Here is a 24,648-nt window from a genome sequence, read left to right as displayed (position 1 = left end):
ATGCGGCCAACCCGCCCTACGCCGTCAACCGCGCATACAGGCTGGTAAGCACCTGCGGCAGCCGCCGCGCGTCGTGCACCACGCTGTAACCACGGCGGCCGAACAGGTGCGGCAGGTATTCGCCGGCCTCCTTGTCCACCGTGACGCAGAACGGGATCAGCCCGGCCTGCCTGGCCTCCAGCACCGCGTGGCGGGTGTCTTCCACGCCGTAGCGGCCTTCGTAGTGGTCCAGGTCGTTGGGCTTGCCGTCGGAGACGATCAGCAACAGCCGGCGCTGCGCCGGCTGCTCCAGCAGGATGCGGGTGGACTGGCGGATGGCGGCGCCCATGCGCGTGTAGTAGCCGGGGCGTATCGCCAGGATGCGGCCGCGCGCGGCGTCGTCATAGCGCTCGGCAAAATCCTTCAGCAGCAGGTAGCGCACCTCGCTGCGGCGGATGGAGGAAAAACCGTACAGGCCGAAACTGTCGCCGCAGGCGGCCAGCGCCTCGGCGAACAGCAGCAGGCTGTCGCGGATCACGTGAATTACCTGCCCGGCTTCGCCCAGCCAGCTTTCGGTGGACAGCGACAGATCGGCCAGCAGCAGGCAGGCCATGCTGCGCCCGCCCGGCGGCCAGGCCTGGTACAGCGCCGGCTCGGCCACCGCCACGCCGCTGTTGCGCTCAGCCAGGAAGCGGATCACCCGGTCCAGATCGATATCCGGCCCGCTGGCTTCGCCGCTCTTGCGGGTGCGCTCCGGCGACAGCGCCTGGAACTGGCGGCGCAGGCGGCGCGCCAGCGGCCGCAGGCTGTCCGGCAAGCCGGCCGGCTGCGCGTCGCGCGGCTGCATGGGCTGCAGCCGGCAGTGGTCTGCCACCAGCCGCTGCCGCCGCCAGTCCCACTCCGGCAGCAGGATGCCACCGCCCAGCGGGGTGTCGTCGTAGGCTGCCGCCGGCAGGTCGAGGTCGAATTTGAGGCGGCTGGAGCGAGTCTTGCCGTCGCGCGCCACGGTGAGGCGGTCCATGTCTTCGGCGGCGGCGCCGTCGTCCACGTCGTCGTCATCCTGGTGACGGTTCACCTTCACGTAGTCGTCCCAGGTGAAGATGCTTTCGGCGCGGAACTGCAGCAGCATGCCGTTCTTGCGTTCGTCCGGCGTTTCGCGGCGCGCGCGGTAGCGGCGGCGCTGGCGGCCATCGCGGCTGTCGCCCTGGCTGGATTCCGGTGTCTGGCCATCGTCGGGGTTGGCCGCAGCGCTGCCCGGCGGTTCCGGATGCAGCCACAGCAGCACCGGCTGCGGCGCGCCGCCGGCGGCCGGCAGTTGCACCGCCTGTTCCGGCGCCTGCAGCGCCTGGCGGATGGCGGCTTCGCGCGCAGCGGCAGCCGGCTCGCGCGGGTTGTCACGCAGCGGCAGCAAGGCGGCCACCAGCCGGCGGTACAGCGCGGCCAGGCCGGGCATCTGCGCCAGGCAGGCTGCCGCCGCCAGGCGGTTGCGGCTGAGCCAGTCGCCCGCCGGCACCGGCTGCGCCGCCAGTGCCATCAGCCAGAAGTACAGATCGCGGTTGAGGGCGGTATCCGGGTACAGGTCGATCTTGTCCGGCAGGTACAGCGACTGGCCGTCGCGCCAGGCCAGCTCCACCTGGGTGTTGCTGCCGGCGATGCGTTCCAGCAGGCGGCGGCGTGCGCCGTGGGCGGTGCCCACCGCGCTGCGGACGGTGAGCGCGGCATCGCCGCCCATGGCGCGGAAGAACAGCGGCGCCTGCTTTTCGATATCGGCCAGGCAGACCTGTGCCTGCGGGTAGCCGCGGTAAGCGGCGCGGCGGATGAGTTTGTCCCACCAGCCGCCAACCAGGTCTTCCATGTCAGTTTCCGAATTGGGTGGCGACCACCGCCAGCAGCGCGGCAAGGGTTTCCGGCTCGTCGGACAGCGGTTCCACCAGCGCCACGCGGCAGGCGGCCAGCGGCGGCATGCCGCTGGCGATGAGTTTGGCGGCGTACACCAGCAGGCGGGTGCTTACCGACTCGTCCAGGTCGTAGCCGGTGAGGCGGCGCAGCTGGCCGGCCAGCGCCACCAGCCGTGCGGCCAACTTCTCGTCCGCCCCGCCCTCGCGCTGCAGCACCGCCAGCTCCACCGCCGGCGACGGGAAATCGAAACTCAGCGCCACGAAGCGCTGGCGGGTGGACGGTTTCAGCGTCTTGAGCACGTGCTGGTAGCCGGGGTTGTAGGACACCACCAGCATGAAGCCGGGCGGCGCCGCCAGTTCTTCGCCGGTGCGTTCTATCGGCAGGATGCGGCGGTCGTCGGTAAGCGGGTGCAGCACCACGGTGGTGTCCTTGCGCGCTTCCACCACCTCGTCCAGGTAGCAGATGCCACCTTCGCGCACCGCGCGGGTGAGCGGGCCGTCGCACCAGCGGGTGTCGCCGCCGGCAATCAGGTGGCGGCCCACCAGGTCGGCGGCGGACAGGTCGTCATGGCAGGACACGGTGAACAGCGGCAAACCCAGCCGCGCCGCCATGTGGGCGACAAAGCGGGTCTTGCCGCAGCCGGTGGGGCCCTTGATCAGCACCGGCAGCTGGTGACGCCAGGCGTTTTCGAACACCTGGCATTCGTCGGCTACCGGCTGGTAGTAAGGCGGGTTGGCCGCAAGGGCGGCATGGACGGGGGCATTCATCGGGCGCTCCTACAGAAACCCCGCCAGCAGGCCGCCACACACCAGCAGCAGCCAGCCATGTACCGTGCCGCGCAGCCACAAGGGCGCGCTGCGCAGGGACATGAACTGCTCGGCCACCGCCACGCCCTTGAGCCAGGCGCCGGCCAGTGCCAGCACGGCAACCAGATGGCCGCCTTGCTGCCAGTCGGCCAGCCAGGCCAGCAACAGGGTGAGTACGGAGAGCCACAGCCAGGTCAGCCACAGCCGGTGGCGGGATACGAAATAAGTCATGCCCGAAGCATGCCGCACACACCCTGCGGCCAACCTTGATGGCAGGCAAGAAAAAAGCCCGCGCAGGGCGGGCCGAAGATTGGACAGTAACAGCTCAGGCAGCTTGCAGCCGGCGCCACGCCTGCAGCGACGGGCGCTGCCACTGACGCGTGGCGTAGTCGGCCAGCTGCGGCGGCAAGGGCTCGCCGCTGCGCAGCAGGCGCTGCAGCATCAGCGCCAGGTCGGCATCGGCAATGCACCAGTCGCCGAACAGGTGCTCGCCGCCGTGCGCCAGCAGGCCCGCGGCCACTGCCTGCAGCTTGGCAGCGGCCTGCTGCCCGGCGGCATCCAGCGGGGCGACGGCCGGCTGGCGGAACACCACTTCGGTCGTGCGCTGCTCGCGCAACGGCAGAAGGTCGCTGCGCAGCCAGGCTTGCAGCTGGCGCGCCTGGGCACGCTGCTGCGGCTGCGCCGGGTACACCGCCGGCGTCGGGAGCAGCTCTTCCAGGTATTCGCAGATGGCGGAGGATTCGGCAAGACGGAATTCGCCAGCCACCAGCAGCGGTACGCGCTGCATGCCGGTGAGCGCGGCATAGGCCGGCTGGCGGTTGGCGCCGCCGTCCAGGTCCACCGTGCGCAGCTCGAACGGCAGCTGTTTCTCGGTGAGCGTCACGAAGGCGGACATCGCGTACGGGCTCAGGTACTGGTTGTCTACGTACAGCAGGTAGGGCTGGCTCATGGCGGGCTTTCAGTCTGGCAAGGGAAGCCCCCACTTTACCCCGGTGTGCTGGCTGGCGGCAGCAATGCCATACAAAAAGCATATAAACACATGGCGGATGCCCAAAGGGCGATCCGCCAGCTAGTTGGCCGCATTGCGGCAGAACACCCGGCTAGTGCGCCACGTACAGCAGCGCGAACAGCACCAGCCACACCAGATCCACCATGTGCCAGTAGGCGGCGGCGGTTTCCACGCCGACATGGTTGGCCGCATCGTAGTTGCCCTGCCGCGCACGGCGGTACACCGCGGCGATGATCACCATGCCCAGCACCACGTGCAGGTAGTGAAAGCCGGCCAGCGACAGGTAGAACATCCAGAAATCGTTGCTGGACAGGGTGATGCCGGCGGAGAACTTGCCGACGAATTCGCTGCCCTTGAGCAACAGGAAGCAGCTGCCGCACAGCAGCGTGCCCAGCAGCCAGCGTTCGCCGCGCCGCACGCGGCCATGGGCGAAGTTCTGCACCGCCGCCGCCACCGCGCCGCTGCCGGCGATCAGCAGCAGGGTGTTGAGGATGGCCGGGGTGAGCGCCAGCGCATGCTGGCCGGCGGCGAACAGCGCCGGCTGCCGTGCGCGCACCACCCCGTAGATGGCGAAGAACACGCCGAATACCGCCAGCTCCGCCAGGATGAAGAACCACATCGCCAGATCGCCCGGCACCGTGCGCTGCACGCTGGGGGCCAGTCTTGTCGTCTGCATTGTCTTGCTCCGGGTGGGCCGCGCCCACCGCATTACGCTTTGCCTGCCTGTTTACAAAAATGGCCTGCAGGCTGCCAGGCTGGTGCCTTGTCCGCCGGCAACGCCCGCTGCAAAGCCGGGCCGTTCCAGCCGGCAAGCTGCACCGGCAGCCAGGCCATTTTCACGACAAGCCCCTGCAGCAGAGCGGCAGGGGCCTGTTACCGCGGTGGCGCCCATCAGGGCGCCACTGTTTGCACGACAGCTCAGTTGTTTTCTTCGCCGCGCATGAAGAAGCTGCTGATGTACAGCATCAGGCCGATGAAGAACACCACGCCGCTGCACTCGCGCAGCCAGTAGAACACGGAGATCTGGTCCTGGGTGGCCATGAACGACAGCGGCTGGCTACTCATGCGCTGCAGCCATACCTGCAGGATGCCGGCGGCGGTCAGCATCAGCGTGATGGACACGATGGCGCAGGTCATCAGCCAGAATGCCACCTTCTCCACCTTCTGCGCCGCGGCGCTGTTGGCTTCACGGCCGCGCAGCAGCGGCATGGCGTAGGAGATCATGGTCAGCACCACCATGGCGTAGGCGCCGTAGAACGCCATGTGGCCGTGGCTGGCGGTGAGCTGCGTACCGTGGGTGTAGTAGTTCACCACCGACAGCGTGCCGATGAAGCCCCACACACCGGCACCGAGGAAGGACATCACACCGGTACCCAGCGCCCACAGCGTGGCAGCCTGGTTGGGGTGCTCGCGGCGGCGGCGTTTCACCATATTGAAGGCGAACATGGTCATCATGAAGAACGGTATCGGCTCCAGCGCGGAGAACACCGAGCCCCACACCTGCCAGTAGGATGGCGTGCCGATCCAGAAGTAGTGGTGGCCGGTACCGATGATGCCGGTGATCAGCGTCATGGCAATGATCACGTACAGCCATTTTTCGATGATCTCGCGGTCAACGCCGGTAACCTTCACCAGCACGAAGGCCAGCATGGCGCCCATGATCAGTTCCCACACGCCTTCCACCCACAGGTGCACCACCCACCACCAGAAGTACTTGTCCAGCACCAGGTTGTTCGGGTTGACGAAGGAGAACAGGAAGAAGATCGCCAGCCCCCACAGCCCCAGCAGCATCACCATGCTGATGCTGGTCTTGCGGCCGGCCAGCAGGGTCATCGACAGGTTGTAGAGGAAGGACAGCGCCACAACCACGATGCCCACCTTGGTGATCAGCGGCTGTTCCAGGTAACCGCGCCCCATGGTGGGTAGCAGGTCATTGCCGGTCAAATGCGCCAGCACGCTGTAAGGCAGCCCCAGGTAGCCCAGGATGGTCAGCACGCCGGCCACCAGGAACACCCAGAAGGTAATGATGGCCAGTTTCGGGCTGTGCAGCTCGCGCTCGGCCTCTTCCGGAATCAGGTAGTAACCCGCGCCCATGAAGCCGAACAGCAGCCACACGATCAGCAGGTTGGTGTGCACCATGCGCGCGGTGCCGAACGGCAGGGCCGGGAACAGAAAATCGCCCACCACATACTGCAGGCCGATGATCAGGCCAAAAATGATCTGCCCGACAAACAGGGCAATGGCGGCAGTGAAATACGGCTTGGCCACCGCCTGCGAGCGGTACTTGAGTTGCACGTTGGCCGCGGCCTGCCCCGCTGTCGGGGGCAGTGTGGCCGTAGTGGAGGAAGTCATACTTGTCTCCTGATGGATAAGATCGGCAATCGAAGGAAAATCAGCCTTCGATGTTCGGCGGCCAGTGGTTGGTATTGATTTCGGAGCTGTACTTCAGGAATGCCACCACATCGTCCAGCTGCGCATCGGTCAGGTGGAAGTTGGGCATCTGCCGACGACCCGGCGCGTTGGTAGGCTGCGCCTTGATCCAGGCCTTGATGAACTCGGGGCCGCGGCGCTGGTAAACATTACCCAGCTCCGGCGCGTAGTACGCCCCCTCGCCCAGCAGCGTGTGGCAGCCGCCACAGTTGTTGTTCTCCCACAGCTTCTTGCCACGTATTGCCTGCGTGGTGAGGTGGGCCTGGCTGTTGTGTTTCGGCAGCGCGCTTACCGTGTCAAAGGTCAACGCAAGAAACAGCAGGAAGAAAAACACCGCGCCGCCATAAAAAATATTGCGTGCGGTGGATTTGGTGAAACTGGCGCTCATCGCAACCTCCTTGTCATCTGCTCCGGCAACCCGGCATGTCAGCGCGGACTGTACGTTTTCGGGCATCCGGGTAGCATTGATGGGAATCAACGATTTCCGGCCGCCATCCTTCCTACACTGGCGCATCCTCATCACCGTGGAGGCGCAAGATGAACGCCGCACAGCCCTTCCCGCACCCCGCCCCCCTGCACCCCGGCCAGGTAAGCCTGGTCGGCGCCGGCCCCGGCGACCCCGACCTGCTCACCCTCAAGGCACTGCGCCGGCTGGCCGAAGCCGACGTGGTGCTGTACGACTTCCTGGTGGCAGAAGAAATACTGGCGCTGATCAACAAGCGCGCACGGCTGGTCTGCGTGGGCAAGCGCGCCAGCCGCCACACCCTGCCGCAAGCGGAAATCAACCAGCTGCTGCTGCGCGAGGCGCAGGCCGGCCAGCGCGTGGTACGGCTCAAGGGCGGCGACCCGCTGCTGTTCGGCCGCGGCGGCGAAGAGCTGGCCACCCTGCTGGCGGCCGGCATCGAAGTGGAAGTGGTACCCGGCATCACCGCCGCGGTGGGCGCGGCAGCCGCCGCCGGCATCCCGCTGACCCACCGCGACTGCGCACAGGGCGTAAGCCTGGTCACCGGCCACCGCCGCGACGGCGCCAGCGGCCTGGACTGGGCGGCGCACAGCGGCAGCGAACAGACCGTGGTGGTGTACATGGGCCTGGGCGAAGCGGCCGCCATCGCCGCCGACCTGCAGGCGCACGGCCGCAGCGGCGACACGCCGGTGGCCATCATCGAACAGGCCACCACGCCACGGCAGCGGGTACTGCATTGCACGCTGACTACCCTGGCCGACTGCGTGGCCCGGGAGTGCCCGCAGCCACCGGCACTGCTGGTCATCGGCGAAGTGGTAGCGCTGGCGCGCGGCTGGCAGCGGCAGGCGGAGGTTTGCCTGGCTGATTAGCGCCTTGTTCTGGGCACGGCCCTTGGCAGCAGGAGAAGGTTGGCCGCAGCGCAGTGGAGGGGCCCATGCGGCCAACGTTGAAGAGCGCACGTAGGGCGCAAGCCCCGGCAAGCCGGGGCGTTCCGCCATTGGTCGGGCCAATACGCAAGCTGGCGGAACGCCCCTGCGGGGCTTCCGCCCTACCCGATGATCGCGGGAGTCACAGTCACCGGCTCACCCGCGCGTAGCTTGGGTTGAGCGCAGCGAAGCCCAACCCACAGCTCTGCGGCCTGATAAGGCCGGTATTTTCGATAAACAGGCAGCTTAGCGCCCCTGATGGTCGTTGCTGTTGCCGCGCGGCAGCGGCTGACCAAACTGCTTGCGGTAAGTCGCAGGTGGAATGGAGAAGGCACGACTGAACTGCTGGCGGAATGACACCGTGGAGCCAAAACCGGTCTGCTCGGCGATACGATCCATGCTCTTGCAGCCGGTTTCCAGCAAGCGCTGCGCAGCAGCCAGCCGGTGCGTCAGCAGCCAGCCGGTGCGTCAGCAGCCATTGCGCCAGCGTGGTGCCGGTCTTCGCCTTGAAACGGCGGGTGAAGTTACGCCGGCTCATACCAGCCCGGGCGGCCAGGCTCGCGATATCCAGCGGTTGAGCCAGGTGCTGCAGCGCCCAATCCATCGCCAGGCACAAGGCATCCGTGCCACCGCCTATCGCCAGCGGTTGTTCAATGTACTGGGCCTGCCCACCCTGGCGCTGCGGCGCCACCACCAGGCGGCGTGCCACCCGCTTGGCCACCTCCATACCGTGATCGCGGCAGATCAGCTGCAGGCAGCAATCGATGGCCGCCGCCGTGCCGGCCGATGTCAGCACCCCGCCGTCCTCCACGTACAGCGCATTACGGTCCAGTGCGACACGTGGATACTTGCGCGCAAACTCCCCACTCCACGCCCAGTGTGTCGCCGCCAGGCGACCATCCAGCAACCCGGCCTCGGCCAGCACAAAAGCGCCCAGGCAGAAGCCGACTATCCTGGCACCGCGCCGGCTGGCATCACGCAATGCGGCCAACAGCACATCCGGCGGACGCTCGTCCGGGTCGCGCCAGGCCGGCACGATCACGGTATCCGCCTGCACCAGCGTCTCAAGGCCATACCGCACTTCGATATTGAAACCGGACATCGTGGCCACCAGCCCTACCCGCTCAGCGCAGATCAGCAAACGGTAACGCGGTGCCTCCAATCGCGCGAGATCGTCCCCGAACACGATGCAGGGTACCGATAGATGAAAGGGGCTGATGCCCTCGTAGGCAATCACGGCGATGGTATGCATGGAGTGGCCCTGCTGGAGGTTGGCATCACACAGCGGCAGACAACGGCCCGCGCCGCACTGCGCGCCATGTTAGCCAGCCATGCCCTGTAGCAAACCGCAACAACCGTCAGGCGGATGCAGGCCAGGCAACAACGTTGGCCGCATGAACGGCAGCCGTGAACATCTGGCCCGGCTTCATCACATTTTGTCCTGCGGGCCGCTATTGGCCGTGCCATGCCGGCGGGATACTGCCGCATGCCTGCCAGCAGTGGCCGGCTGCACTCAACCCGCATCAGGAGCCAATATGAACCACCCCACCATCCGCCAGCTGGCAGGAGCCAGCGCACCGCAGCAGCTGGACAGCCGTCATACCGCCCTGCTGGTCATTGATTTCCAGAACGAGTATTTCAGCGGCAGGTTGCCGATTCCCGATGGCCTGTCGGCACTCAACAATGCGCAACGCCTGGTCGACTTTGCCGATCAGCATGGCATGCCGGTGTTCCACATACAGCACGTCGCCCCCGTCGACAGCCCGGTTTTCGCCGCACAGGGCAACACGGTGCGCTTTCACGAGCAACTGCTGCCATCCGGCCACCACCGTGCGCTGCAGAAAAGCTCGGTAAGCGTATTCCCCAGTACCGATCTGGATGCCCGCCTGAAGACAGCGGGCATCAGTACCCTGCTCATCAGCGGGCTAATGACGCATGCCTGCGTCGCCGCCGCCGCCCGTGACGCGGTACCACTGGGTTACAACGTGATCGTGGCGGCAGATGCCTGTGCCAGCCGCCCGCTGGATGACGCCGACGGCGTACTGCCACATCAGCAACTGCATCGCGCCGCGCTGGCCTCCATTGAAGACACCTTTGGCGACGTGCTGACTACCGCACAGATCCTGCAACTGCCGGTGCATTAAGCAGCCACCGTGCAGACTACTACCAATGCCGGATTACTCGACCTCAGTGGCAACCCACCGTGGTTTCCCACTCAAGTGGAGAGCGTGATGCAGCACAACTACGGCGCTGCCAGTGGTTGTGAAAGGTTGGCCGCAGCGCAGTGGGGAGCGTGCGGCCAACGTTGAAGAGCACGCGTAGGGCGGAAGCCCCGGCAGGCCGGGGCGTTCCGCCATTGGTCGGGCCAGTACGCAAGCTGGCGGAACGCCCCTGCGGGGCTTCCGCCCTACCCGATGATCGCGGGAGTCACGGGCTCATCCACGCCCCTACCCCGCCTGCGCCACCTTCCCCACCGGCTGCGTGCCCTGCCGCCAGCGCAGCCAGGCAGCGCGGTAGTGGGTAAACAAGACACCCGCCAGCACAGCGCCGCTGGCTGCCGGCAGCCACCACAGCGCCGGCCACAGGCACCAGGCCGCGCCGCAGAGTTGCCAGAGGCACAGCAGTTTCCAGCCCAGCCGTGCCTTGGCTTCCGGCAACAGCACCTGCAGCGACGGTACTTTCTGCTGCGGTTTTACCCCGCGCCGCAGTTGCAGCCACAGCAGGAAGGGCACGATGCGGTACAGCATGCCCACGGTCAGCGTGAAGGCCACGCCACCCAGCAGCAGCCAGCCTTGCAGCCGGCGTAGTGCCGGCACATCCAGCCACTGCCCGGCCACGAATACCGCGCACAGTGCCAGCAGCAGGCCCAGCGCCAGCTGCCAGTAGCGTGGCAGCCATTCCTGCGGGCGGCGGCTATGCCGCAGCGCCCCGCCCCACACCCAGGCGCATACCGGCAACGGCAATGCCGCCAGCCACCACCAGCCACTGTCCGGCCAGGCTAGCGACAGCGCGCCAGCCAGCAGCAGCAGGCTGCCCCAGGCCGGCGATGCCCAGCGCTGCCACCAGCCGGGCAAGGCCGGGGTGAGCAGGAACATCGGCAGGATCACCTGCGCCACGGCGACCAGCAGCAGCCATACCCAGCCTTGTGCGGCCAACCTGTGCAGCGGCAGCAGGGTAAGCAGGGACCACGGCCGGCCCCAGCCGAGTACGCCCAACTGGGCGATGCCCAGGCCCAGGGTGAGCAGCAGCGCCGCCAGCGCCCAGCGCAGGCCGCGGCTGCTGCTGTCTTGCGCCGGGCTGCGCCACAGCTGCCACCACAAGCCGGCCAGCAGCAGTGTGGCCACGCTGAAGCCCGCTGACGCCAGCTGCAGCCAGCCCGGTGTCAGGCCGCTGGCAAAGCCGGCGAACAGCGCGCCGCAGCCCAGCTGCCAGCTGCCCCACAACCCCTTGCTCCAGATGCCGGGGCGCGGAAACGCCAGTGCCGACACCACGGCCAGCAGCTGCAGCAGCGCGCCCAGCATCACATTGCCGAGCACGCCCAGCGCCATCAGGTGCAGCGGCAGCCACAGGCCCGGCGACGGGTAGGCGCCATCGGCGGTGCCGGCCCAGCTGGCGGCCAGCAGCAGCAGCCACAGCCAGGCGGCCAAGAAAAAGCGCACCGGCAGTCCAAGTGGCGGTGCGCTGTCGTAACTGGGTACGGCCTGCATCAGGGAATGTCCACGTGGAAGATCACGCCACTCATGTCGGGCAGCATTTCACTGTCGAAGCCTACCGCGCGGTCGCGCAGCATCGGCAGCAGCGGGCCGGGAAAGTGCGGCAGCACGAAGGACAGCCGCTCGCCGCTGGCCGCTTCGTCCACGGCGTCCAGGATGATTTCCATCGGTTCGGGCGGCACCAGGCCGCGCAGGTCACGCGGACTCATGGCCCAGCTCCGCCAGCAGCGCCGTCAGGCCGGCGCGGTCGCACATCGGGTACAAGATGTTCTCCTCCTTCAGGTTGTGCTGTTGCATCAACAATAGCAGGGTGTCGGCGGCGGCGGCCAGGCTGTCGCCATCCCGCGCCCGGGCCGCCTGCTGCATCTCGTCCATCAGCGTGCGCATGTCGGCGTGCTCGCTGCGCATCACCACGGTAGGCCCCTGGCGCATGCCGGTGGCCTGCTCGAAGGCGGGAAACAGCACGTCTTCCTCCTCGCGCAGGTGTTGTTCCATCAGCTGGCAGAAGGCATCGCAGTCGGCGAGTGCCCGTGGCCAGTCGCCAGCATGCAGCGCCTGCTCCACGGCAACGAAAAGGTCGTCACAGGTGCGGTGCACCCGGGTAAAGCTATCGGTAACGGTCATGTCGGCCCCCAACGGTTACGAGTCGGGATCATTGTGCGTCGCAGCCAAGCGGCACAGACATGACATCGGTCAAGCAGATCAAGCCCGGCTCGCATCAGTCGTGGCTCACCACCGTTACCGGCACCGGCGACAGCGCAATCACCTCGGCGGTTACCGAGCCCAGCAGCGCGCGTCCGATGCCGCCATGGCCATGCGAGCCCATCAGCACCAGGTCGGCCGCCACCTGGCCGGCGTAGTGCGCGATGGTTGCCGCCGCCAGGCCGACGGCAATGTGCGGCGTATAGCCCTGCCCGGCGGCATCCAGCAGCGCGCGGGCCTGCTGCAATGCGGCCAGCCCTTTGTCGCGGTAGTAGTCTTCCAGCTGCGCATGGTCGACGAACCAGCGCACGTGGCCGGATTCGGCCGGCGCCAGCACGGTCAGCAGATGCAGCTCCAGGCCGCCCAGGCGTTCGCGCAGCCGCAGCAGGCGCCGCACCGCGTGCAAGGAGCCTTCGGAGCCATCCACCGCCAGCAGGATGCAGAGAGTCATGTCGGGCCCTTTCCGGTGCTATCGCGAGGCGCTTCGTCACCGTCCAGCGGTACTTCGTGGATGCTGCGCGCCTCGCGCTGCCTGAGCTGTATCTGCCCCAGCACGTGCCCCAGCGACATCACCAGCAGCGCGCCGCCGGCACCGGACAGATAGCGCAGCCAGTCCGGCAGCGGCGGCAGCCAGCTGCGCAGCAGCACATCGCCCAGCAGCATGTCGCCGGCGATCCAGCCCAGCAGGCCGGCGCCCAGGGTGATGACCAGCGGAAAGCGATCCATCAGCCGCAGCACCAGCTGGCTGCCCCAGACGATGATGGGAATGCTGATCATGATGCCCAGCGCCACCAGCCCCAGCTCGCCGCGGGCGGCACCGGCCACCGCGATGACGTTGTCCATGCTCATCACGGCATCGGCCACGATGATGGTCTTGATGGCGCCCAGCAGGTGGCTGCTGGCGGCAATGTCGCCATGCGCCTCGCCTTCTTCCGGCAGCAGCAGCCGGGTGCCTATCCACAGCAGCAGCAGCGCGCCGGCGATTTTCAGCCCCGGCAGCGCCAGCAGCTGCAACGCAAAGAAAATCAGCAGGATGCGCAGCGCGATGGCGCCCAGCACGCCCCACAGAATGCCGCGCCGCCGTTGCTGCTGCGACAGCTTGCGGCAGGCCAGCGCGATCACCACCGCGTTGTCGCCGCCCAGCAGCACATCCACGGTAACGATCTGCAGCACGGCGGTAACGAACGCCAGGCTGAACAGCTCCAGTCCGAACAGGGTCATGGCATCTCCGCTTTGCCGACAAGGTTTCCTGTCAGCTTAGAAGCTGTTGACGATCTTGCGAGGGGAGCGGAACAAGGCGAAAACCGGGGGAGATGCATCGGCTTCTTAGCGGTAGTGACGCAGCACCGCCTGCAGGCTGCCCTCGGCCTGCAGCGTGCGGATGGCGGCATTGAGCTGGCGCAGTTCGATGCGGCTGCCGGGCGACAGCGCGCAGCGCACCTGGCTGCGGCTTACCAGCAGGCGCGGGTGCAGCGGCAGTTTGAAGCGGCCGCGCTTGCGCTGGTAGTCCAGGTACAAGCTGCTGATGATCACGTGCGGAATGCGGCCTGCGGCCAACTTGTCGAGATTGGTTTCGGCGCTGGGTGCGTCGTCGCGGATGAAGCGCGTACCCAGCACGGCCTCCAGCTCGGGGTAGCGAAAGCCCAGCACCGTGCCCACCGGCTGGCCGGCCACGGCGGCCAGGCTGCGCGGGCGCGGCTCGCGCTGCGGCGTGATCAGCACTTCGCTGAGATCGGCCACCGGCACGCTCCAGGCGAACGGGCCGGGCAGCCATTCCGGCTTGTAGCCGCACACCATGTCGGCGCCGCCGTTGTTCAGCTCGGCAGGCAGGCGCTTGCGCGGCCGGATCACGAACTCGGCCTCGCGGCCCAGTCGGGCAGCCAGCAGCTCGCCCACATCCTTGTGCCAGCCTTGCAGCAGCAGGCCGTCGCGCAGCTCGGCCAGCGGCATTTCGGTACTGTCGTCCACCACCACGCGCAATGTTGCCGCCTGCAGCGGCGCCAGCCACAACAACGCCAGCCACAGCGCCAACCAGCAGCCCAGCTTGCGCGTCATGCCTTACTCCACCCTGCGCCCGCCCGCTGCCGGGCAGGGGCGGTACTGTTTATCGAAAGGCATACTTTGCCACAGGGGATTTACCCTGTCATGACAATCACAAGCCGGGTGGCTGGGCGGCCGTCTCAACCCGGCAGCGGAATGAACTCGGTCTCGCCCGGCACCATGGTGAAGCGGCCGGCGCTCCAGTCGTCGCGCGCCTGCTGCAGGCGCTCGCGGTCGCTGGCCACGAAGTTCCAGTCCAGGAAGCGCGGCGCATCCAGCGGCGCGCCGCCGAACAGCACGCCGTGCGCGCAGGCGCTGGCTTCCAGGCGGATATCGCCCTCGCCCAGTTGCACCAGCTCACCGGCGCGCACGGTTTCCTCACCCACGCGCACCTCGCCATCGAACAGGTACAGGCCGCGCTCGGCCGCCTGCGGCAGCAACATTTCACCGCCGGCCTTGAGCTGCCAGTCCAGGTACAGGGTGTCGCTGAAGGTGCGCACCGGCGAGCGCATGCCGAAGGCGCTGCCGATCAGCAGCCGCACCAGCGCACGCGGCAGCTGCGCCTGCGGTAGCTCGTCCGCCGGGTAGTGGTGGAAGGCCGGGTCGCAGTCTTCGTCCGCCAGCGGCAGCGCCAGCCACATCTGCAGGCCCTCCACTGCCAGCTGGCTGTCGCGGATGTCCGGCGGCACCCGCTCGGAGTGCACGATGCCGCGCCCGGCCACCATCAGGTTCACCGCGCCCGGCTCGATGCGCTGCACCGTGCCCAGGCTGTCGCGGTGCATCATCGCGCCCTGGGTGAGGTAGGTCACGGTGGCGAGGCCGATGTGCGGATGCGGGCGCACATCGCCCGCGGTGCCGGCGGCCACGAAGTAGGCCGGCCCCATGTGATCCAGGAACACGAAGGGGCCGATATTGCGGCAGCCGCGCACCGGCAGCAGCCGGCGCACGATGAAACCGATGTCCTGCTGCCGCGGTTCAATGCGTTGGATGATGGCGTTCATCGTTGCTCCTCAGGCCAGGGTGCCGGCTTGGTAATCGGCAAATGCCTGCTCCAGCTCGGCGCGGCTGTTCATCACGAACGGGCCGTACTGCGCGATAGGCTCGCCCAGCGGCTTGCCGGCCAGCACCAGCACGCTGGCGCCCTCTTCGCTGTGGAAGCTCACGCCATCGCCGCTGCCGGACAGCACCGCCATGCGGCCTTCGGTTACCTGCCGCGCCGGCTCGCCCACACCGATCTGCCCCTGGTACACGTAGAGGAAGGCATTGTGCCCGGCCGGGATGCTGATCTGCTGCGCCTGCCCTGCGGCCAACGTTACGTCCAGGTACAGCGGCTCGGTATCCGGCTGCTGGATGGTGCCGGCGGTGTCGCCGTAGTGGCCGGCAATCACCTTCACCCGCGTGCCGTCGTCCAGTTGCAGCACCGGAATGTCGCTGGACGGAATGTCCTGGTAGGCGGCCGGAATCATCTTGCGCTTGGCCGGCAGGTTGATCCACAGCTGGAAGCCGTGCATCAGCCCTTCTTCCTGCTCCGGCATTTCGGAATGGATCACGCCGCGGCCGGCGGTCATCCACTGCACGCCGCCCGACCCCAGCAGGCCCTCGTTGCCGCCGCTGTCGCGATGGCGCATGCGCCCGGTCAGCATATAGGTAACGGTTTCGAAGCCGCGGTGCGGGTGCGGCGGGAAGCCGGCGATGTAGTCGTTCGGGTCGTCGGAGCGGAACTCGTCCAGCATCAGGAAAGGGTCGAGCCGGCGCTGCAGATCCTGCGTCAGCACACGCTTGAGATTCACCCCGGCGCCATCGGCGGTGTCGATGCCGACAACTAGTCGTTCTACCTGGCGGGATTGAAAAGCAGTAGTCATGGCGGCGTTCCTCATCATGTTATCGGCGGCGGCGGCCAGGGGCCGGCTGCACCTATGCGGCCAACTATAAGAAAGCCGCTGTTGATAGAAAAGCGCAAAAATCTGCAAACTCTCTTCAAAAAAGGCGAGCGTGGCGCCCGTGGGATCATCGGCTTGGGCGGGTTGAAGCAACCGTTCATACCCGCGCCTGCATGCGCCTCATCCTCACGCGGGTATGGCCTGCGGCCAACCCGCCCTACTCCTGCATCACCAGGCGGCGGCGAAAAAAATGCCGCCCACTGCATGCAGTGAACGGCATTGTCGCGCCTGGCGCCGGCGCTTACTCGCTGGCCGGCGTCAGCATTTCCTGCGCCCACACCATGGCGTCCAGATGGCAGCGGTTCACCGCCTCCGGCGCCAGCTTGAGCATGCGCGCCAGCGTGGTGACACGCTCGACGTTGTCCTGCTCCTCGGCCATGGCCAGCGCCAGGTAGGGCGCGAACAGGCCGCGCTGGTTCAGCAGCGCGTCGGCCACCGTCGGCGGCAGCTCCAGCGGCTCCAGCGCATCGGACAGCTTCACCTGCATCAGTGCGTCCAGCAGCGAGAACATGCCGGTGAGGAACAGGTGCTCGCACTCCAGCTTGTGGTTGCCGCCCAGCTCGCCCAGCTTCTGCATGAAGTGCGCGCGGAACAGCGAGCGCTCTAGCAGCGCGATGGAGCGGCCGTCGTCCTTGCGGGTGGTGAACAGCAGCAGCGTCAGCCACTTGAACAGCGAGTCGCGGCCGATCAGCATCAGCGATTCCTCGATGGTCATCACCTTGCGCGACAGGCCGTTCATCGGCGAGTTGATGAAGCGCAGCAGCTTGAACAGCAGCAGCGAATCGAGCTTGAACTGCGCGTCGATGTCCTTGCTGTCCGCCCCGGCGCGCAGCAGGCGCATGATTTCCATGATGCGCATCTGGCTGGCGTCCACCTGCGCCGACTGCAGCGGGTGGAAGTTGGTGAGGAAGCTGCCCTGGTACAGCGCAAAGCGCTTGGCGGCGCCCGGCGTCTTCACGCACACGTCGAATTCTTCCGCCGAGCCGATATTGCGCGCATACCAGCGCGCCGCCGGGTACTTGCCCGGCAGCTGGTCGAGGAACGGCGCCAGCACGGCATCCACCGCGGCGGCAAAGTCCAGCACCAGGATGTCCATGCGCGACAGCAGCTCGTCCTGCAGCAGCTCGGACGCCACGTGGTGGCCGAACAGCGCCGGCTCCAGCGCGAAGCGGCGGCCCTGCGCCTTGTGACGGTCGATCTCGGCGATGATGGCCTCGGTCACCGGCTCGTCGGACGGCGGGTTGAGCACGAAGAACACGCGGTCGGCCGGGAAGCCTTCGATCTCCGGGTCGGACAACGAGGTGGTGGAGATGTGCACCAGCGCGCGGCGGAAGGCCAGCAAGCGGAACACGTCCATATTGACCAGGGTGCTGATCATCAGGTGGTCGAACTGCAGCCACTGGCTGGCGGTGGATTCCTTGCGCCGCAATGCGTCGCGCACCATGAACTCGTAAGCCACCACGCGCTGCTGGTTGTCGTGCACCGCCTGGTGCATCACGAAGCCGAAGGTGGGCGGCAGGCTCGGTTCCGACTGTGCAGCCTGTTCCGGTGCCGGGGCGGCCGGGCGGGCATCCGGCTCGTTGGCCGCAGGCTCGCTCTTGCTGCCTTTCAAACCACCAAACAGATTCTTCAACATGATCGCTTATTCCGTCGTCTGAGCCGAGTTGGTCAACTCGGCACTGCGGCGCAGGTTCTATGACCCTTGCTTAACGCAGTGCCAATTATCTGTTTATCAATCTAGCCGATACGGCCCGGAATGCGCGGGGTATCGACATGCACATCGCCACATTGCGCACGGTGGCGCAGCGCGTGGTCGATCAGCACCAGCGCCAGCATCGCCTCGGCGATAGGCGTGGCGCGGATGCCCACGCACGGGTCGTGGCGGCCGTGGGTTTCCATCAGCACCGGCTCGCCGGCCTTGTTGATGGAATGGCGCGGCTGGGCAATGGACGAGGTTGGCTTGATGGCGATGGACACTTCGATGTCCTGGCCGGTGGAGATGCCGCCGAGCACGCCACCGGCGTGGTTGCTGGCAAAGCCCTGCGGCGTCAGCTCGTCGCCGTGTTCGCTGCCGCGCTGGGTAACGCAGCCGAAGCCGGCGCCGATCTCCACGCCCTTCACCGCGTTGATGTTCATCATCGCGTAGGCGATGTCGGCGTCCAGGCGGTCGTACACCGGCTCGCCCCAGCCCACCGGCACGTTCTCGGCCACCACGCGCAGGCGCGCGCCCACCGAGTCCAGGCTCTTGCGGATGCTGTCCATATAGGCTTCCAGCTCGTCCACCTTGCTGGCATCGGCAGCGAAGAACGGGTTGTCGTTCACCACGTCCCAGCTCTGGAACGGAATCTGCACGTCGCCGATCTGCGTCATGTGGCCGCGAATCACGATGCCGTGCTTTTCACGCAGCCATTTCTTGGCGATGGCGCCGGCAGCCACGCGCACCGCGGTTTCGCGCGCCGAGGAACGGCCGCCACCACGCGGGTCGCGGATGCCGTACTTGTGCCAGTAGGTGTAGTCGGCATGGCCGGGGCGGAAGGTGTCGGCGATATTGCCGTAGTCCTTGCTGCGCTGGTCGGTGTTGCGGATCAGCAGCGCAATCGGCGTGCCGGTGGTCTTGCCCTCGTACACGCCGGAGAGGATCTCCACCGTGTCCGGCTCGCGGCGCTGGGTCACGTGGCGGCTGGTGCCCGGCTTGCGGCGATCCAGCTCGGCCTGGATGTCGGCCTCGGACAGTTCCAGCCCCGGCGGGCAGCCGTCCACCACACAGCCGATGCCCGGCCCGTGGCTTTCGCCGAAAGAGGTGACAGAAAACAGCAAACCCATGCTATTGCCAGACATTGCTTCATCCCTAGATTCTTGTGGTGATCGCGATGGATTCTAGCACGGCTGGCGCCGCCCCCAGACAGGCGCTGACTTTGCTACCGGCCGCCCTGTCTCCATCGCGGGCACCAGTTCACAACAGGCGACCGCATGCGGCCAACCCTTAAGCCGGATCGGGAAAAATTCCGTCCGCCCCCTGCCCCGGCGCGGCAAAGTGGCTGTCCATCCACTGCTGCAGCTGCTCCATGAACAAGCGCACCTTCAGCGAATTGCGCCGCGTGGCCGGGTATACCGCGTACACATGCTCGCGGCCGAAGCCCTCGCCGGTGCAGACATAATCCGGCAGCACCTGGCGCAGCCGCCCGGCCTGCACATGCTGCCAGGCACTCCAGCGCGGGCACGGCAGCACGCCCTGCCCGGCGCAGGCGGCATCCAGCAGCAGGTCGAAGTTGTCGGACTGAAAACGCCCCACCGGCTCGATGCGCCGCGTCTGGCCATCGCGGCTGAAAAACAGCGCCGGGTTGAGCAGCGGGTGGCGGTAGATCAGGCAGCGGTGCTGCGCCAGGTCCTCCGGCTCCGCCAGCGGCGGCGCCGCCGCCAGGTAGTCCGGCGAGGCGCACACCAGCACGCGGTTGTCGCCTACCACGCGGGCGATCTGCCCCGGCAGGTCGTGGTGGCCGAGGCGCAGCGCCAGGTCGAAGTTCTCCGCCACCAGGTCCACGTAGCGGTCCGCCAGGCTCACCTCCAGCTCCACCTCCGGGTAGCGCTGCATGAAATCCGGGCAGAACGCCGACAGCACCGCGCGGCCGAACGACAGCGGCGCGGTGATGCGCAGCCGCCCGCGCGGCATGCCGTCCAGCTCGCGGATGCGCTGCGCCACGTGCCCCAGCTGCGCCATCGCCTCGCTGGCGGTTTCCAGGTAGATGCGCCCGGCTTCGGTCAGCGCCACCTGGCGCGTGGTGCGCGTCAAGAGCCGGGTGCCCAGCGCCGCCTCCAGCGCATTGATGGCCTTGGTAATGGCCGATGGCGTCTTGCCCAGCTTCAGCGCCGCGCGCGACAGGCTGCCGGTTTCCGCCACCGCCAGAAAGGCGCTGATGGCTTGAAAATTGTCCATGAGTTTTTCCATTCAGGAAAAAAAGAACTGCTGCCGCGCTACTTTATCCCGCCGCGGCACTGGCGTCATGATGTCGCCACAGAGCAAGCCGCCCGCCACGCCACAGTTGCCACGGATTATTGCCGCCAAAGACAAAACCGCCGCCAGCGGCCATCAAGTGAACACAGCCGCCGCCGGCGGCAGAGGAGAACCACCATGCGTAACGTCACCGTCGCCACCACCCAGATGAGCTGCAGCTGGGACCGTGCGGCCAACCTCGACCGCGCCGAGGCGCTGGTACGCGAGGCCGCCGGCCGCGGCGCCAACATCATCCTGCTGCAGGAGCTGTTCGAAACCCCCTACTTCTGCATCGACCAGCGCCACCACCACAATGCGCTGGCCGCACCGTTCGACGGCCACCCGTGGCTGGGCCGCTTCGCCGCACTGGCGCGCGAGCTGCAGGTAGTGCTGCCGGTGAGCTTTTTCGAACAGGCCGGCAACACCCAGTTCAACAGCCTGGCGATGATAGACGCCGACGGCAGCATCCTCGGCCACTACCGCAAGATGCACATCCCGGACGGCCCCGGCTACAGCGAAAAGTTCTACTTCTCGCCCGGCGACATGGGTTTCAAGGTGTGGGACACCCGCTACGGCAAGCTGGGCGTGGGCATCTGCTGGGACCAGTGGTTCCCCGAAACCGCGCGCTGCATGGCACTGATGGGCGCCGAGATCCTGCTCTACCCCACTGCCATCGGCAGCGAGCCGCACGATGCCGGCATCAACTCCATGCGCCACTGGCAGAACACCCAGCGCGGCCACGCTGCGGCCAACGTGATGCCGCTCCTGGCCAGCAACCGCGTCGGCACCGAACATGGCGAAGCCGGCACCCACATCACCTTCTACGGCCATTCCTTCATTGCCGGTGAAGACGGCGAACTGCGCGCCGAGGCGGCAGACGGCGACGGCAGCATCCTCACCGCCAGCTTCGACCTGGACGCGGTGGCCGCCAAACGCCGCGCCTGGGGCGTATTCCGCGACCGCCGGGTGGAGCACTACGGCACGCTGCTGGGGTACGCACAGGGCTGAGCCTGGCAGTAGCAACATGAAACAACGCCGTCCGCTGGCAACAGCGGGCGGCGTTTTGCATGCGACTCTTGTGAGGAGATCACGTGTATTGTCCGCCGTGTGAAGTCGGCTGGGATTAAGAGCAAGACTTACCAGCACGCTACGGGTCTCTACAACTTACCTTTCCTTCTGCTACCCAAGACATTATTCTTTGATCCACACCTTGGAAAAACAACCTCTCCAGCAAACCGACCCTACTAATCAATCAAAAAACTCTCTGAGGATCCACTATGGGCCATGGAAATTACATTGCATTGTTTGATGTACTGGGCTTTGAAGAACGGCTTGAGGCTTTAGGTTTACAAGAAATGCTTATTCGTTATGAAGCATTAATCGATACTGTAAATTATCGCAAACATCATACAGAACACGTATTTGAGAAACTCGGTTTCTCCGAAGAACCGTACTGGACAGCTGAGGGTGACATATTAATATTCACCAAAACACATGGCGCCTACGCTAGCGACTCAATACTACTTTGGGCAAACCGTACCTGGCCTGCGGTCTCGCAAGAAAATGAGGAGTCATTTCTCTCACTTGCATCCAACGCTACTAATGGGTGGAAATACCATCCAATCCCTTGCGACAATTTTTTGGAGGTTTGTAACGATTTGATGTGCAGAGGCCTGGAAGTTGGTTTACCACTCCGTGGCGCAATTTCTATAGGAGAGGCAGTGTTAGATTCGAGCCGCAGCATCTTTCTTGGAAAGCCAATAATTGAAGCTGCTCGTCTTGAAGCTGGACAGCGACTGATTGGGACAAGCTTCTGCTCATCAATGGTTGCACAATTTATCCCGCAACGTTTCAAAATTAGCTTTGACAATCACATAAAAGAAAATTATCACTCACTTTTTGGTGGCGCCATGCTTGACTGGCCTCGCCACTGGAGAAACACGAGAAAATCCGATCTTCGCGAAGCTATTTCAAAATTAAATACAAATGAAAAATATTCAGAATATTACAAAAACACTCTAGAAATGATCTCATTCTCGGAAACATTTGCAGACCAATTCGAGAGCCTGCAAGAAAAATCGATTCGAACACAGTACGACCAATTTTCTTGGTCAAACTCGGAGCTATCGGTTAGCTGCCGAGCAATCCGTAGGGTATCTGTTTCATAGTACGCATTTATCAATGCACATCAGCATGATTGATTGAGCCGAGTGTAGCGAACTCGTAAATACCGCAGTGAATAACCCAGATAAGCCGCCCACGCGTGCCGACCAAGGAGAAACGCATGGATCAAACCCGGAAAGCCCTCGCCTTCCAGGCGCTGCACCAGCAGGACAAGCCCTTCATCATTCCCAACCCGTGGGATGCCGGCACCGCCCGCATGCTGGCGGCGCTGGGTTTTGCCGCGCTGGCCACCACCAGTGCCGGCCTGGCGTTCAGCCTGGGGCGGCGTGATGCGGAAGGCGCATTGAGCCGGGATGAAACACTCGCCAATGCAAAATCCATCGTCGAAGCCAGCGAACTGCCGGTAGCCGCCGACCTGGAAAACGGCTTTGGTGACGCGCCCGAGGTGGTGGCCGACACCATCCGCCTGGCGGCAGACATCGGCCTGGTGGGCGGTTCGATCGAAGACGCCAGCGGCAATGCGGCACGGCCGATCTACGACTTCAACCACTCGGTGGAGCGCATCGCCGCCGCCGCGGAAATGGCGCGCCGGCTGCCGTTCCCCTTCATGTTGGCCGCACGTGCGGAGAACTTCCTGCATGGCAAGCCGGATCTGGACGACACCATCCGCCGCTTGCAGGCCTACGAGGCCGCCGGCGCGGATGTGCTGTTCGCCCCCGGCCTGCCCGATGCCGATGCCATCCGCGCGGTCTGCAGCGCCGTGAGCAAACCGGTGAACGTGGTGATGGGGCTGAAAGGCAAGCATTACTCGGTCACCCAGCTGGCCGAACTGGGTGTGCGCCGCATCAGCCTGGGCTCCTCGCTGAGCCGCGCGGCACTGAGCGGCTTCATGCGCGCGGCGCAGGAGCTGGTCGACAGCGGCACCTTCTCCTTTGCCAACGACATCCTGACCTTCGCCGAAGTGAACGCCATGATGCAGCCAGGCAAGCAGTAGCCCGCAGGGTTGGCCGCATGTGGCCGCCCTGGCTAGCCGGCTGCGGCCCGCCGGGCGGCCAGGGCCGCCAGCGCCTGCACGACTTCCGCTATCGGCGTATCCCAGTCGCCGCGCTGCGGCTGGCGGAACAGGCGCAAGGACGGGTACCAGGGGGAATCGCTGCGCCCGTGCAGCCAGCGCCAGTCGGTCTTGTAGGCCGGCAACAGCACCCAGCCGGGAACGCCGAGCGCGCCGGCAAGATGGGCAATGGCGGTATCGACGCAGATCACCAGGTCGAGCTGGCTGATGATGGCAGCCAAATCGGCAAAGTCGGCAACGCTGCTGCCCAGGTCGGTCAGTGCGAACTCGGGCATCGCCAGCGGCGGCGCTGGCTCACGCGGCATCTGCAGCGACACGAACTGCACGCCGGGCACCGTCCACAACGGCGTCAGCGGCATGAGGTCCGGCAGCGAGCGCTCGCGGTCATTGGCATGCGCCGGGTTGCCCTGCCAGGCCAGCCCCACCCGCAAACCGCCGGCCGGCAGCCGGGTTTGCCACTGCGCCCGCCGCTCTTCCGTGGCGCCAAGATAGGGCTGCGTGCCGGGAATGCTATCCAGCCGGGTATGGTGGTAAAGCGGCACGCTGAGCGGGTAGACCCAGTAGTCGTAGTCATCGATCACGCTCAGCGCCTCGTCGCGCGTGAACAGCGCGTCCGGGCCCTGCAAGGTGGCCAGCAGCGGCTTGAGCGGCGTGCGGCAGACCAGTGTCAGCCACGCCGGGGCCTGCGCCTTGAGCCAGGGCAGGTAGCGGCAGAACTGGATATCGTCGCCATAGCCCTGCTCCGGCAACACCAGCAGGCGCTTGCCGGCCAGCGGCTCACCGCGCCATGGCTGGCAAGGCGCGGCGGCACGCTGTCGCAGCCAGGCCTGCATGGCCGGGGTGTCGTAACGCGCCTCGTGATGCGGCCAACCTTCGTCGAATCTTCCCTGCGCCAGCAGCAGCTGCCCCAGGTTCATGCGCGCCTGCGGATGATCTGCCCGCAAGCGCAGCGCCGCGCGAAAGCAGGCTTCGGCCTGCTGCTGCCGGCCCAGATCGTGCAGCAGCACGCCGAGATTGGCATGGTTGGCCGCAGTCTGCGGCGCCAGGCGGATCGCCTCGCGATAATGCGCTTCCGCCGCGGCGTAGCTGCCACGCCTGGCCAGCAGTTCGGCAAGGTTGCCGTGAATCTGCGCCGAGTGCGGGTACAGCGCCAGCGCCGCCTGCTGCAGTTGCTCCGCCTCTTCGTCACGGCGCTGGCTGGCCAGCAGCAGGCCCAGATTGGTAAGCGGCGCGGCATCGCCCGGCGCCAGGGCGATCACGCGCCGGTAGCATGCCTCGGCCTCGGCATGGCGCTGTTGCTGCACCAGCAGCCCGGCCAGATGGTGGTGGCCGAGAGCCGAATCCGGCTGCAGCGCCAGCAGCTGCCGCCAGCCCTGCTCGGCCAGCGTGTAGTCCTGCCGGTCGCTGGCGCATTCCGCCACGCACTGCCATAGCCCGGCATGCTCCGGCGCTATCGCCAGGCCGCTTCTGGCAATGTCGATGGCAAGCGCCGGCTGCCCCTGCTGCTGCAGGGACAGGGCGTGCTCGAATATCTGGTCTATCGATGGCATGGCG

Annotated in this window: 25 protein-coding genes and 1 pseudogene; 5 read left to right on the top strand and 21 right to left on the bottom strand. The window is 66.2% G+C overall.

Annotated features, from left to right (window positions below; all coding sequences use genetic code 11):
• Positions 1-16: 16 nt before the first annotated feature.
• The 7 genes from PSELUDRAFT_RS10405 to PSELUDRAFT_RS10375 form a co-directional block, all read right to left on the bottom strand.
• Entirely contained in the window at positions 17-1,834 is a 1,818-nt protein-coding gene (locus PSELUDRAFT_RS10405) for a nitric oxide reductase activation protein NorD (protein ID WP_088966785.1), read from the bottom strand.
• Between the two features lies 1 nt (position 1,835).
• Complete coding sequence (locus tag PSELUDRAFT_RS10400; protein WP_088966784.1) at positions 1,836-2,645, bottom strand: CbbQ/NirQ/NorQ/GpvN family protein; 810 nt, start codon at positions 2,643-2,645, stop codon at positions 1,836-1,838.
• Positions 2,646-2,654: 9 nt separating this feature from the next.
• Positions 2,655-2,915, bottom strand: coding sequence for a cytochrome C oxidase subunit IV family protein (locus PSELUDRAFT_RS10395; RefSeq protein WP_088966783.1), 261 nt, complete (start codon positions 2,913-2,915; stop codon positions 2,655-2,657).
• 94 nt (positions 2,916-3,009) lie between these two features.
• Positions 3,010-3,633, bottom strand: coding sequence for a glutathione transferase (gene yfcF, locus PSELUDRAFT_RS10390; protein WP_088966782.1), 624 nt, complete (start codon positions 3,631-3,633; stop codon positions 3,010-3,012).
• A 151-nt stretch (positions 3,634-3,784) separates the two neighbouring features.
• Positions 3,785-4,402 (bottom strand): cytochrome c oxidase subunit 3, encoded by a 618-nt coding sequence (locus PSELUDRAFT_RS10385; RefSeq protein WP_088966781.1) that lies wholly within the window; start codon positions 4,400-4,402, stop codon positions 3,785-3,787.
• A gap of 209 nt (positions 4,403-4,611) precedes the next feature.
• Positions 4,612-6,045 carry a cbb3-type cytochrome c oxidase subunit I gene (locus PSELUDRAFT_RS10380; protein ID WP_088966780.1) on the bottom strand — a complete coding sequence of 478 codons (1,434 nt, stop codon included), beginning with the start codon at positions 6,043-6,045 and terminating at the stop codon, positions 4,612-4,614.
• Between the two features lie 40 nt (positions 6,046-6,085).
• The gene (locus PSELUDRAFT_RS10375) at positions 6,086-6,511 is read right to left on the bottom strand and encodes a cytochrome c (RefSeq protein ID WP_088966779.1); all 426 of its coding nucleotides are present in this window, start codon (positions 6,509-6,511) and stop codon (positions 6,086-6,088) included.
• A 149-nt stretch (positions 6,512-6,660) separates the two neighbouring features.
• Between PSELUDRAFT_RS10375 and cobA the strand changes: the two genes are divergently transcribed.
• Positions 6,661-7,455, top strand: a complete 795-nt coding sequence (gene cobA / locus PSELUDRAFT_RS10370; RefSeq protein WP_088966778.1) for a uroporphyrinogen-III C-methyltransferase — start codon at positions 6,661-6,663, stop codon at positions 7,453-7,455.
• Between the two features lie 303 nt (positions 7,456-7,758).
• On the opposite strand, the gene PSELUDRAFT_RS19800 is transcribed toward cobA, so the two are convergent.
• Positions 7,759-7,911, bottom strand: a complete 153-nt coding sequence (locus tag PSELUDRAFT_RS19800; RefSeq protein ID WP_369800112.1) for a hypothetical protein — start codon at positions 7,909-7,911, stop codon at positions 7,759-7,761.
• Positions 7,912-8,038: 127 nt separating this feature from the next.
• Positions 8,039-8,614: pseudogene (locus tag PSELUDRAFT_RS19795) on the bottom strand (DJ-1/PfpI family protein); the annotation flags it as partial.
• A 433-nt stretch (positions 8,615-9,047) separates the two neighbouring features.
• On the opposite strand from PSELUDRAFT_RS19795, the gene PSELUDRAFT_RS10360 reads away from it, so the two are divergent.
• Positions 9,048-9,656, top strand: a complete 609-nt coding sequence (locus tag PSELUDRAFT_RS10360; RefSeq protein ID WP_088966777.1) for an isochorismatase family protein — start codon at positions 9,048-9,050, stop codon at positions 9,654-9,656.
• A 303-nt stretch (positions 9,657-9,959) separates the two neighbouring features.
• Here the strand turns inward: PSELUDRAFT_RS10360 and PSELUDRAFT_RS10355 are convergent, their stop codons facing one another.
• The 11 genes from PSELUDRAFT_RS10355 to PSELUDRAFT_RS10305 all read right to left on the bottom strand — a co-directional run bounded on the left by PSELUDRAFT_RS10355 (position 9,960) and on the right by PSELUDRAFT_RS10305 (position 19,841).
• Positions 9,960-11,219, bottom strand: a complete 1,260-nt coding sequence (locus tag PSELUDRAFT_RS10355) for a hypothetical protein (RefSeq protein ID WP_088966776.1) — start codon at positions 11,217-11,219, stop codon at positions 9,960-9,962.
• Entirely contained in the window at positions 11,219-11,434 is a 216-nt protein-coding gene (locus PSELUDRAFT_RS10350; RefSeq protein ID WP_088966775.1) for a DUF2249 domain-containing protein, read from the bottom strand. Before PSELUDRAFT_RS10350 ends, PSELUDRAFT_RS10355 begins: the two co-directional genes overlap by 1 nt.
• On the bottom strand, positions 11,421-11,849 hold the full coding sequence (locus PSELUDRAFT_RS10345; protein ID WP_088966774.1) for a hemerythrin domain-containing protein: 429 nt from the start codon (positions 11,847-11,849) through the stop codon (positions 11,421-11,423). Before PSELUDRAFT_RS10345 ends, PSELUDRAFT_RS10350 begins: the two co-directional genes overlap by 14 nt.
• A gap of 94 nt (positions 11,850-11,943) precedes the next feature.
• Positions 11,944-12,378 (bottom strand): universal stress protein, encoded by a 435-nt coding sequence (locus tag PSELUDRAFT_RS10340; RefSeq protein ID WP_088966773.1) that lies wholly within the window; start codon positions 12,376-12,378, stop codon positions 11,944-11,946.
• Entirely contained in the window at positions 12,375-13,148 is a 774-nt protein-coding gene (locus tag PSELUDRAFT_RS10335; protein ID WP_088966772.1) for a TerC family protein, read from the bottom strand. Before PSELUDRAFT_RS10335 ends, PSELUDRAFT_RS10340 begins: the two co-directional genes overlap by 4 nt.
• Positions 13,149-13,253: 105 nt before the next feature.
• Positions 13,254-13,982, bottom strand: a complete 729-nt coding sequence (locus PSELUDRAFT_RS10330; protein ID WP_088966771.1) for an ABC transporter substrate-binding protein — start codon at positions 13,980-13,982, stop codon at positions 13,254-13,256.
• Between the two features lie 125 nt (positions 13,983-14,107).
• A complete protein-coding gene (locus PSELUDRAFT_RS10325; protein ID WP_088966770.1) occupies positions 14,108-14,968 on the bottom strand; it encodes a pirin family protein in 861 nt (286 codons plus the stop codon).
• Positions 14,969-14,977: 9 nt separating this feature from the next.
• Complete coding sequence (locus PSELUDRAFT_RS10320; protein ID WP_088966769.1) at positions 14,978-15,829, bottom strand: pirin family protein; 852 nt, start codon at positions 15,827-15,829, stop codon at positions 14,978-14,980.
• A gap of 319 nt (positions 15,830-16,148) precedes the next feature.
• Positions 16,149-17,543 (bottom strand): EAL and HDOD domain-containing protein, encoded by a 1,395-nt coding sequence (locus tag PSELUDRAFT_RS10315; protein WP_088966768.1) that lies wholly within the window; start codon positions 17,541-17,543, stop codon positions 16,149-16,151.
• Positions 17,544-17,644: 101 nt separating this feature from the next.
• Positions 17,645-18,745 carry a chorismate synthase gene (gene aroC / locus PSELUDRAFT_RS10310; RefSeq protein WP_088966767.1) on the bottom strand — a complete coding sequence of 367 codons (1,101 nt, stop codon included), beginning with the start codon at positions 18,743-18,745 and terminating at the stop codon, positions 17,645-17,647.
• Positions 18,746-18,890: 145 nt separating this feature from the next.
• The gene (locus PSELUDRAFT_RS10305; RefSeq protein WP_162291250.1) at positions 18,891-19,841 is read right to left on the bottom strand and encodes a LysR family transcriptional regulator; all 951 of its coding nucleotides are present in this window, start codon (positions 19,839-19,841) and stop codon (positions 18,891-18,893) included.
• A gap of 195 nt (positions 19,842-20,036) precedes the next feature.
• Here PSELUDRAFT_RS10305 and aguB point away from each other — a divergent pair, with 195 nt between their 5' ends.
• The 3 genes from aguB to PSELUDRAFT_RS10295 all read left to right on the top strand — a co-directional run bounded on the left by aguB (position 20,037) and on the right by PSELUDRAFT_RS10295 (position 23,016).
• On the top strand, positions 20,037-20,906 hold the full coding sequence (aguB, locus tag PSELUDRAFT_RS10300; protein WP_088966765.1) for an N-carbamoylputrescine amidase: 870 nt from the start codon (positions 20,037-20,039) through the stop codon (positions 20,904-20,906).
• Positions 20,907-21,175: 269 nt separating this feature from the next.
• On the top strand, positions 21,176-22,066 hold the full coding sequence (locus PSELUDRAFT_RS19360) for a hypothetical protein (RefSeq protein WP_157725086.1): 891 nt from the start codon (positions 21,176-21,178) through the stop codon (positions 22,064-22,066).
• A 116-nt stretch (positions 22,067-22,182) separates the two neighbouring features.
• A complete protein-coding gene (locus PSELUDRAFT_RS10295) occupies positions 22,183-23,016 on the top strand; it encodes an oxaloacetate decarboxylase (RefSeq protein WP_088966764.1) in 834 nt (277 codons plus the stop codon).
• A 32-nt stretch (positions 23,017-23,048) separates the two neighbouring features.
• Here PSELUDRAFT_RS10295 and PSELUDRAFT_RS10290 read toward each other — a convergent pair whose 3' ends face one another.
• A complete protein-coding gene (locus PSELUDRAFT_RS10290; protein WP_088966763.1) occupies positions 23,049-24,644 on the bottom strand; it encodes a tetratricopeptide repeat protein in 1,596 nt (531 codons plus the stop codon).
• Positions 24,645-24,648: the final 4 nt, after the last annotated feature.

Origin of the sequence: Vogesella sp. LIG4 (genome assembly GCF_900090205.1) — a bacterium.
Taxonomy (GTDB): Bacteria; Pseudomonadota; Gammaproteobacteria; order Burkholderiales; family Chromobacteriaceae; genus Vogesella.
The sequence above is the reverse complement of the archived record's forward strand: the minus strand, read 5'-3'. Positions and strand labels throughout refer to the sequence as shown.

Bases quoted from the DNA above. Each gene is read 5' to 3' on its own strand.
- PSELUDRAFT_RS10405 (WP_088966785.1), bottom strand. From the start codon at position 1,834: ATGGAAGACCTGGTTGGCGGCTGGTGGGACAAACTCATCCGCCGCGCC.
- PSELUDRAFT_RS10400 (WP_088966784.1), bottom strand. From the start codon at position 2,645: ATGAATGCCCCCGTCCATGCCGCCCTTGCGGCCAACCCGCCTTACTAC.
- PSELUDRAFT_RS10395 (WP_088966783.1), bottom strand. From the start codon at position 2,915: ATGACTTATTTCGTATCCCGCCACCGGCTGTGGCTGACCTGGCTGTGG.
- yfcF (WP_088966782.1), bottom strand. From the start codon at position 3,633: ATGAGCCAGCCCTACCTGCTGTACGTAGACAACCAGTACCTGAGCCCG.
- PSELUDRAFT_RS10385 (WP_088966781.1), bottom strand. From the start codon at position 4,402: ATGCGGTGGGCGCGGCCCACCCGGAGCAAGACAATGCAGACGACAAGA.
- PSELUDRAFT_RS10380 (WP_088966780.1), bottom strand. From the start codon at position 6,045: ATGACTTCCTCCACTACGGCCACACTGCCCCCGACAGCGGGGCAGGCC.
- PSELUDRAFT_RS10375 (WP_088966779.1), bottom strand. From the start codon at position 6,511: ATGAGCGCCAGTTTCACCAAATCCACCGCACGCAATATTTTTTATGGC.
- cobA (WP_088966778.1), top strand. From the start codon at position 6,661: ATGAACGCCGCACAGCCCTTCCCGCACCCCGCCCCCCTGCACCCCGGC.
- PSELUDRAFT_RS19800 (WP_369800112.1), bottom strand. From the start codon at position 7,911: ATGGATCGTATCGCCGAGCAGACCGGTTTTGGCTCCACGGTGTCATTC.
- PSELUDRAFT_RS10360 (WP_088966777.1), top strand. From the start codon at position 9,048: ATGAACCACCCCACCATCCGCCAGCTGGCAGGAGCCAGCGCACCGCAG.
- PSELUDRAFT_RS10355 (WP_088966776.1), bottom strand. From the start codon at position 11,219: ATGCAGGCCGTACCCAGTTACGACAGCGCACCGCCACTTGGACTGCCG.
- PSELUDRAFT_RS10350 (WP_088966775.1), bottom strand. From the start codon at position 11,434: ATGAGTCCGCGTGACCTGCGCGGCCTGGTGCCGCCCGAACCGATGGAA.
- PSELUDRAFT_RS10345 (WP_088966774.1), bottom strand. From the start codon at position 11,849: ATGACCGTTACCGATAGCTTTACCCGGGTGCACCGCACCTGTGACGAC.
- PSELUDRAFT_RS10340 (WP_088966773.1), bottom strand. From the start codon at position 12,378: ATGACTCTCTGCATCCTGCTGGCGGTGGATGGCTCCGAAGGCTCCTTG.
- PSELUDRAFT_RS10335 (WP_088966772.1), bottom strand. From the start codon at position 13,148: ATGACCCTGTTCGGACTGGAGCTGTTCAGCCTGGCGTTCGTTACCGCC.
- PSELUDRAFT_RS10330 (WP_088966771.1), bottom strand. From the start codon at position 13,982: ATGACGCGCAAGCTGGGCTGCTGGTTGGCGCTGTGGCTGGCGTTGTTG.
- PSELUDRAFT_RS10325 (WP_088966770.1), bottom strand. From the start codon at position 14,968: ATGAACGCCATCATCCAACGCATTGAACCGCGGCAGCAGGACATCGGT.
- PSELUDRAFT_RS10320 (WP_088966769.1), bottom strand. From the start codon at position 15,829: ATGACTACTGCTTTTCAATCCCGCCAGGTAGAACGACTAGTTGTCGGC.
- PSELUDRAFT_RS10315 (WP_088966768.1), bottom strand. From the start codon at position 17,543: ATGTTGAAGAATCTGTTTGGTGGTTTGAAAGGCAGCAAGAGCGAGCCT.
- aroC (WP_088966767.1), bottom strand. From the start codon at position 18,745: ATGTCTGGCAATAGCATGGGTTTGCTGTTTTCTGTCACCTCTTTCGGC.
- PSELUDRAFT_RS10305 (WP_162291250.1), bottom strand. From the start codon at position 19,841: ATGGACAATTTTCAAGCCATCAGCGCCTTTCTGGCGGTGGCGGAAACC.
- aguB (WP_088966765.1), top strand. From the start codon at position 20,037: ATGCGTAACGTCACCGTCGCCACCACCCAGATGAGCTGCAGCTGGGAC.
- PSELUDRAFT_RS19360 (WP_157725086.1), top strand. From the start codon at position 21,176: ATGGGCCATGGAAATTACATTGCATTGTTTGATGTACTGGGCTTTGAA.
- PSELUDRAFT_RS10295 (WP_088966764.1), top strand. From the start codon at position 22,183: ATGGATCAAACCCGGAAAGCCCTCGCCTTCCAGGCGCTGCACCAGCAG.
- PSELUDRAFT_RS10290 (WP_088966763.1), bottom strand. From the start codon at position 24,644: ATGCCATCGATAGACCAGATATTCGAGCACGCCCTGTCCCTGCAGCAG.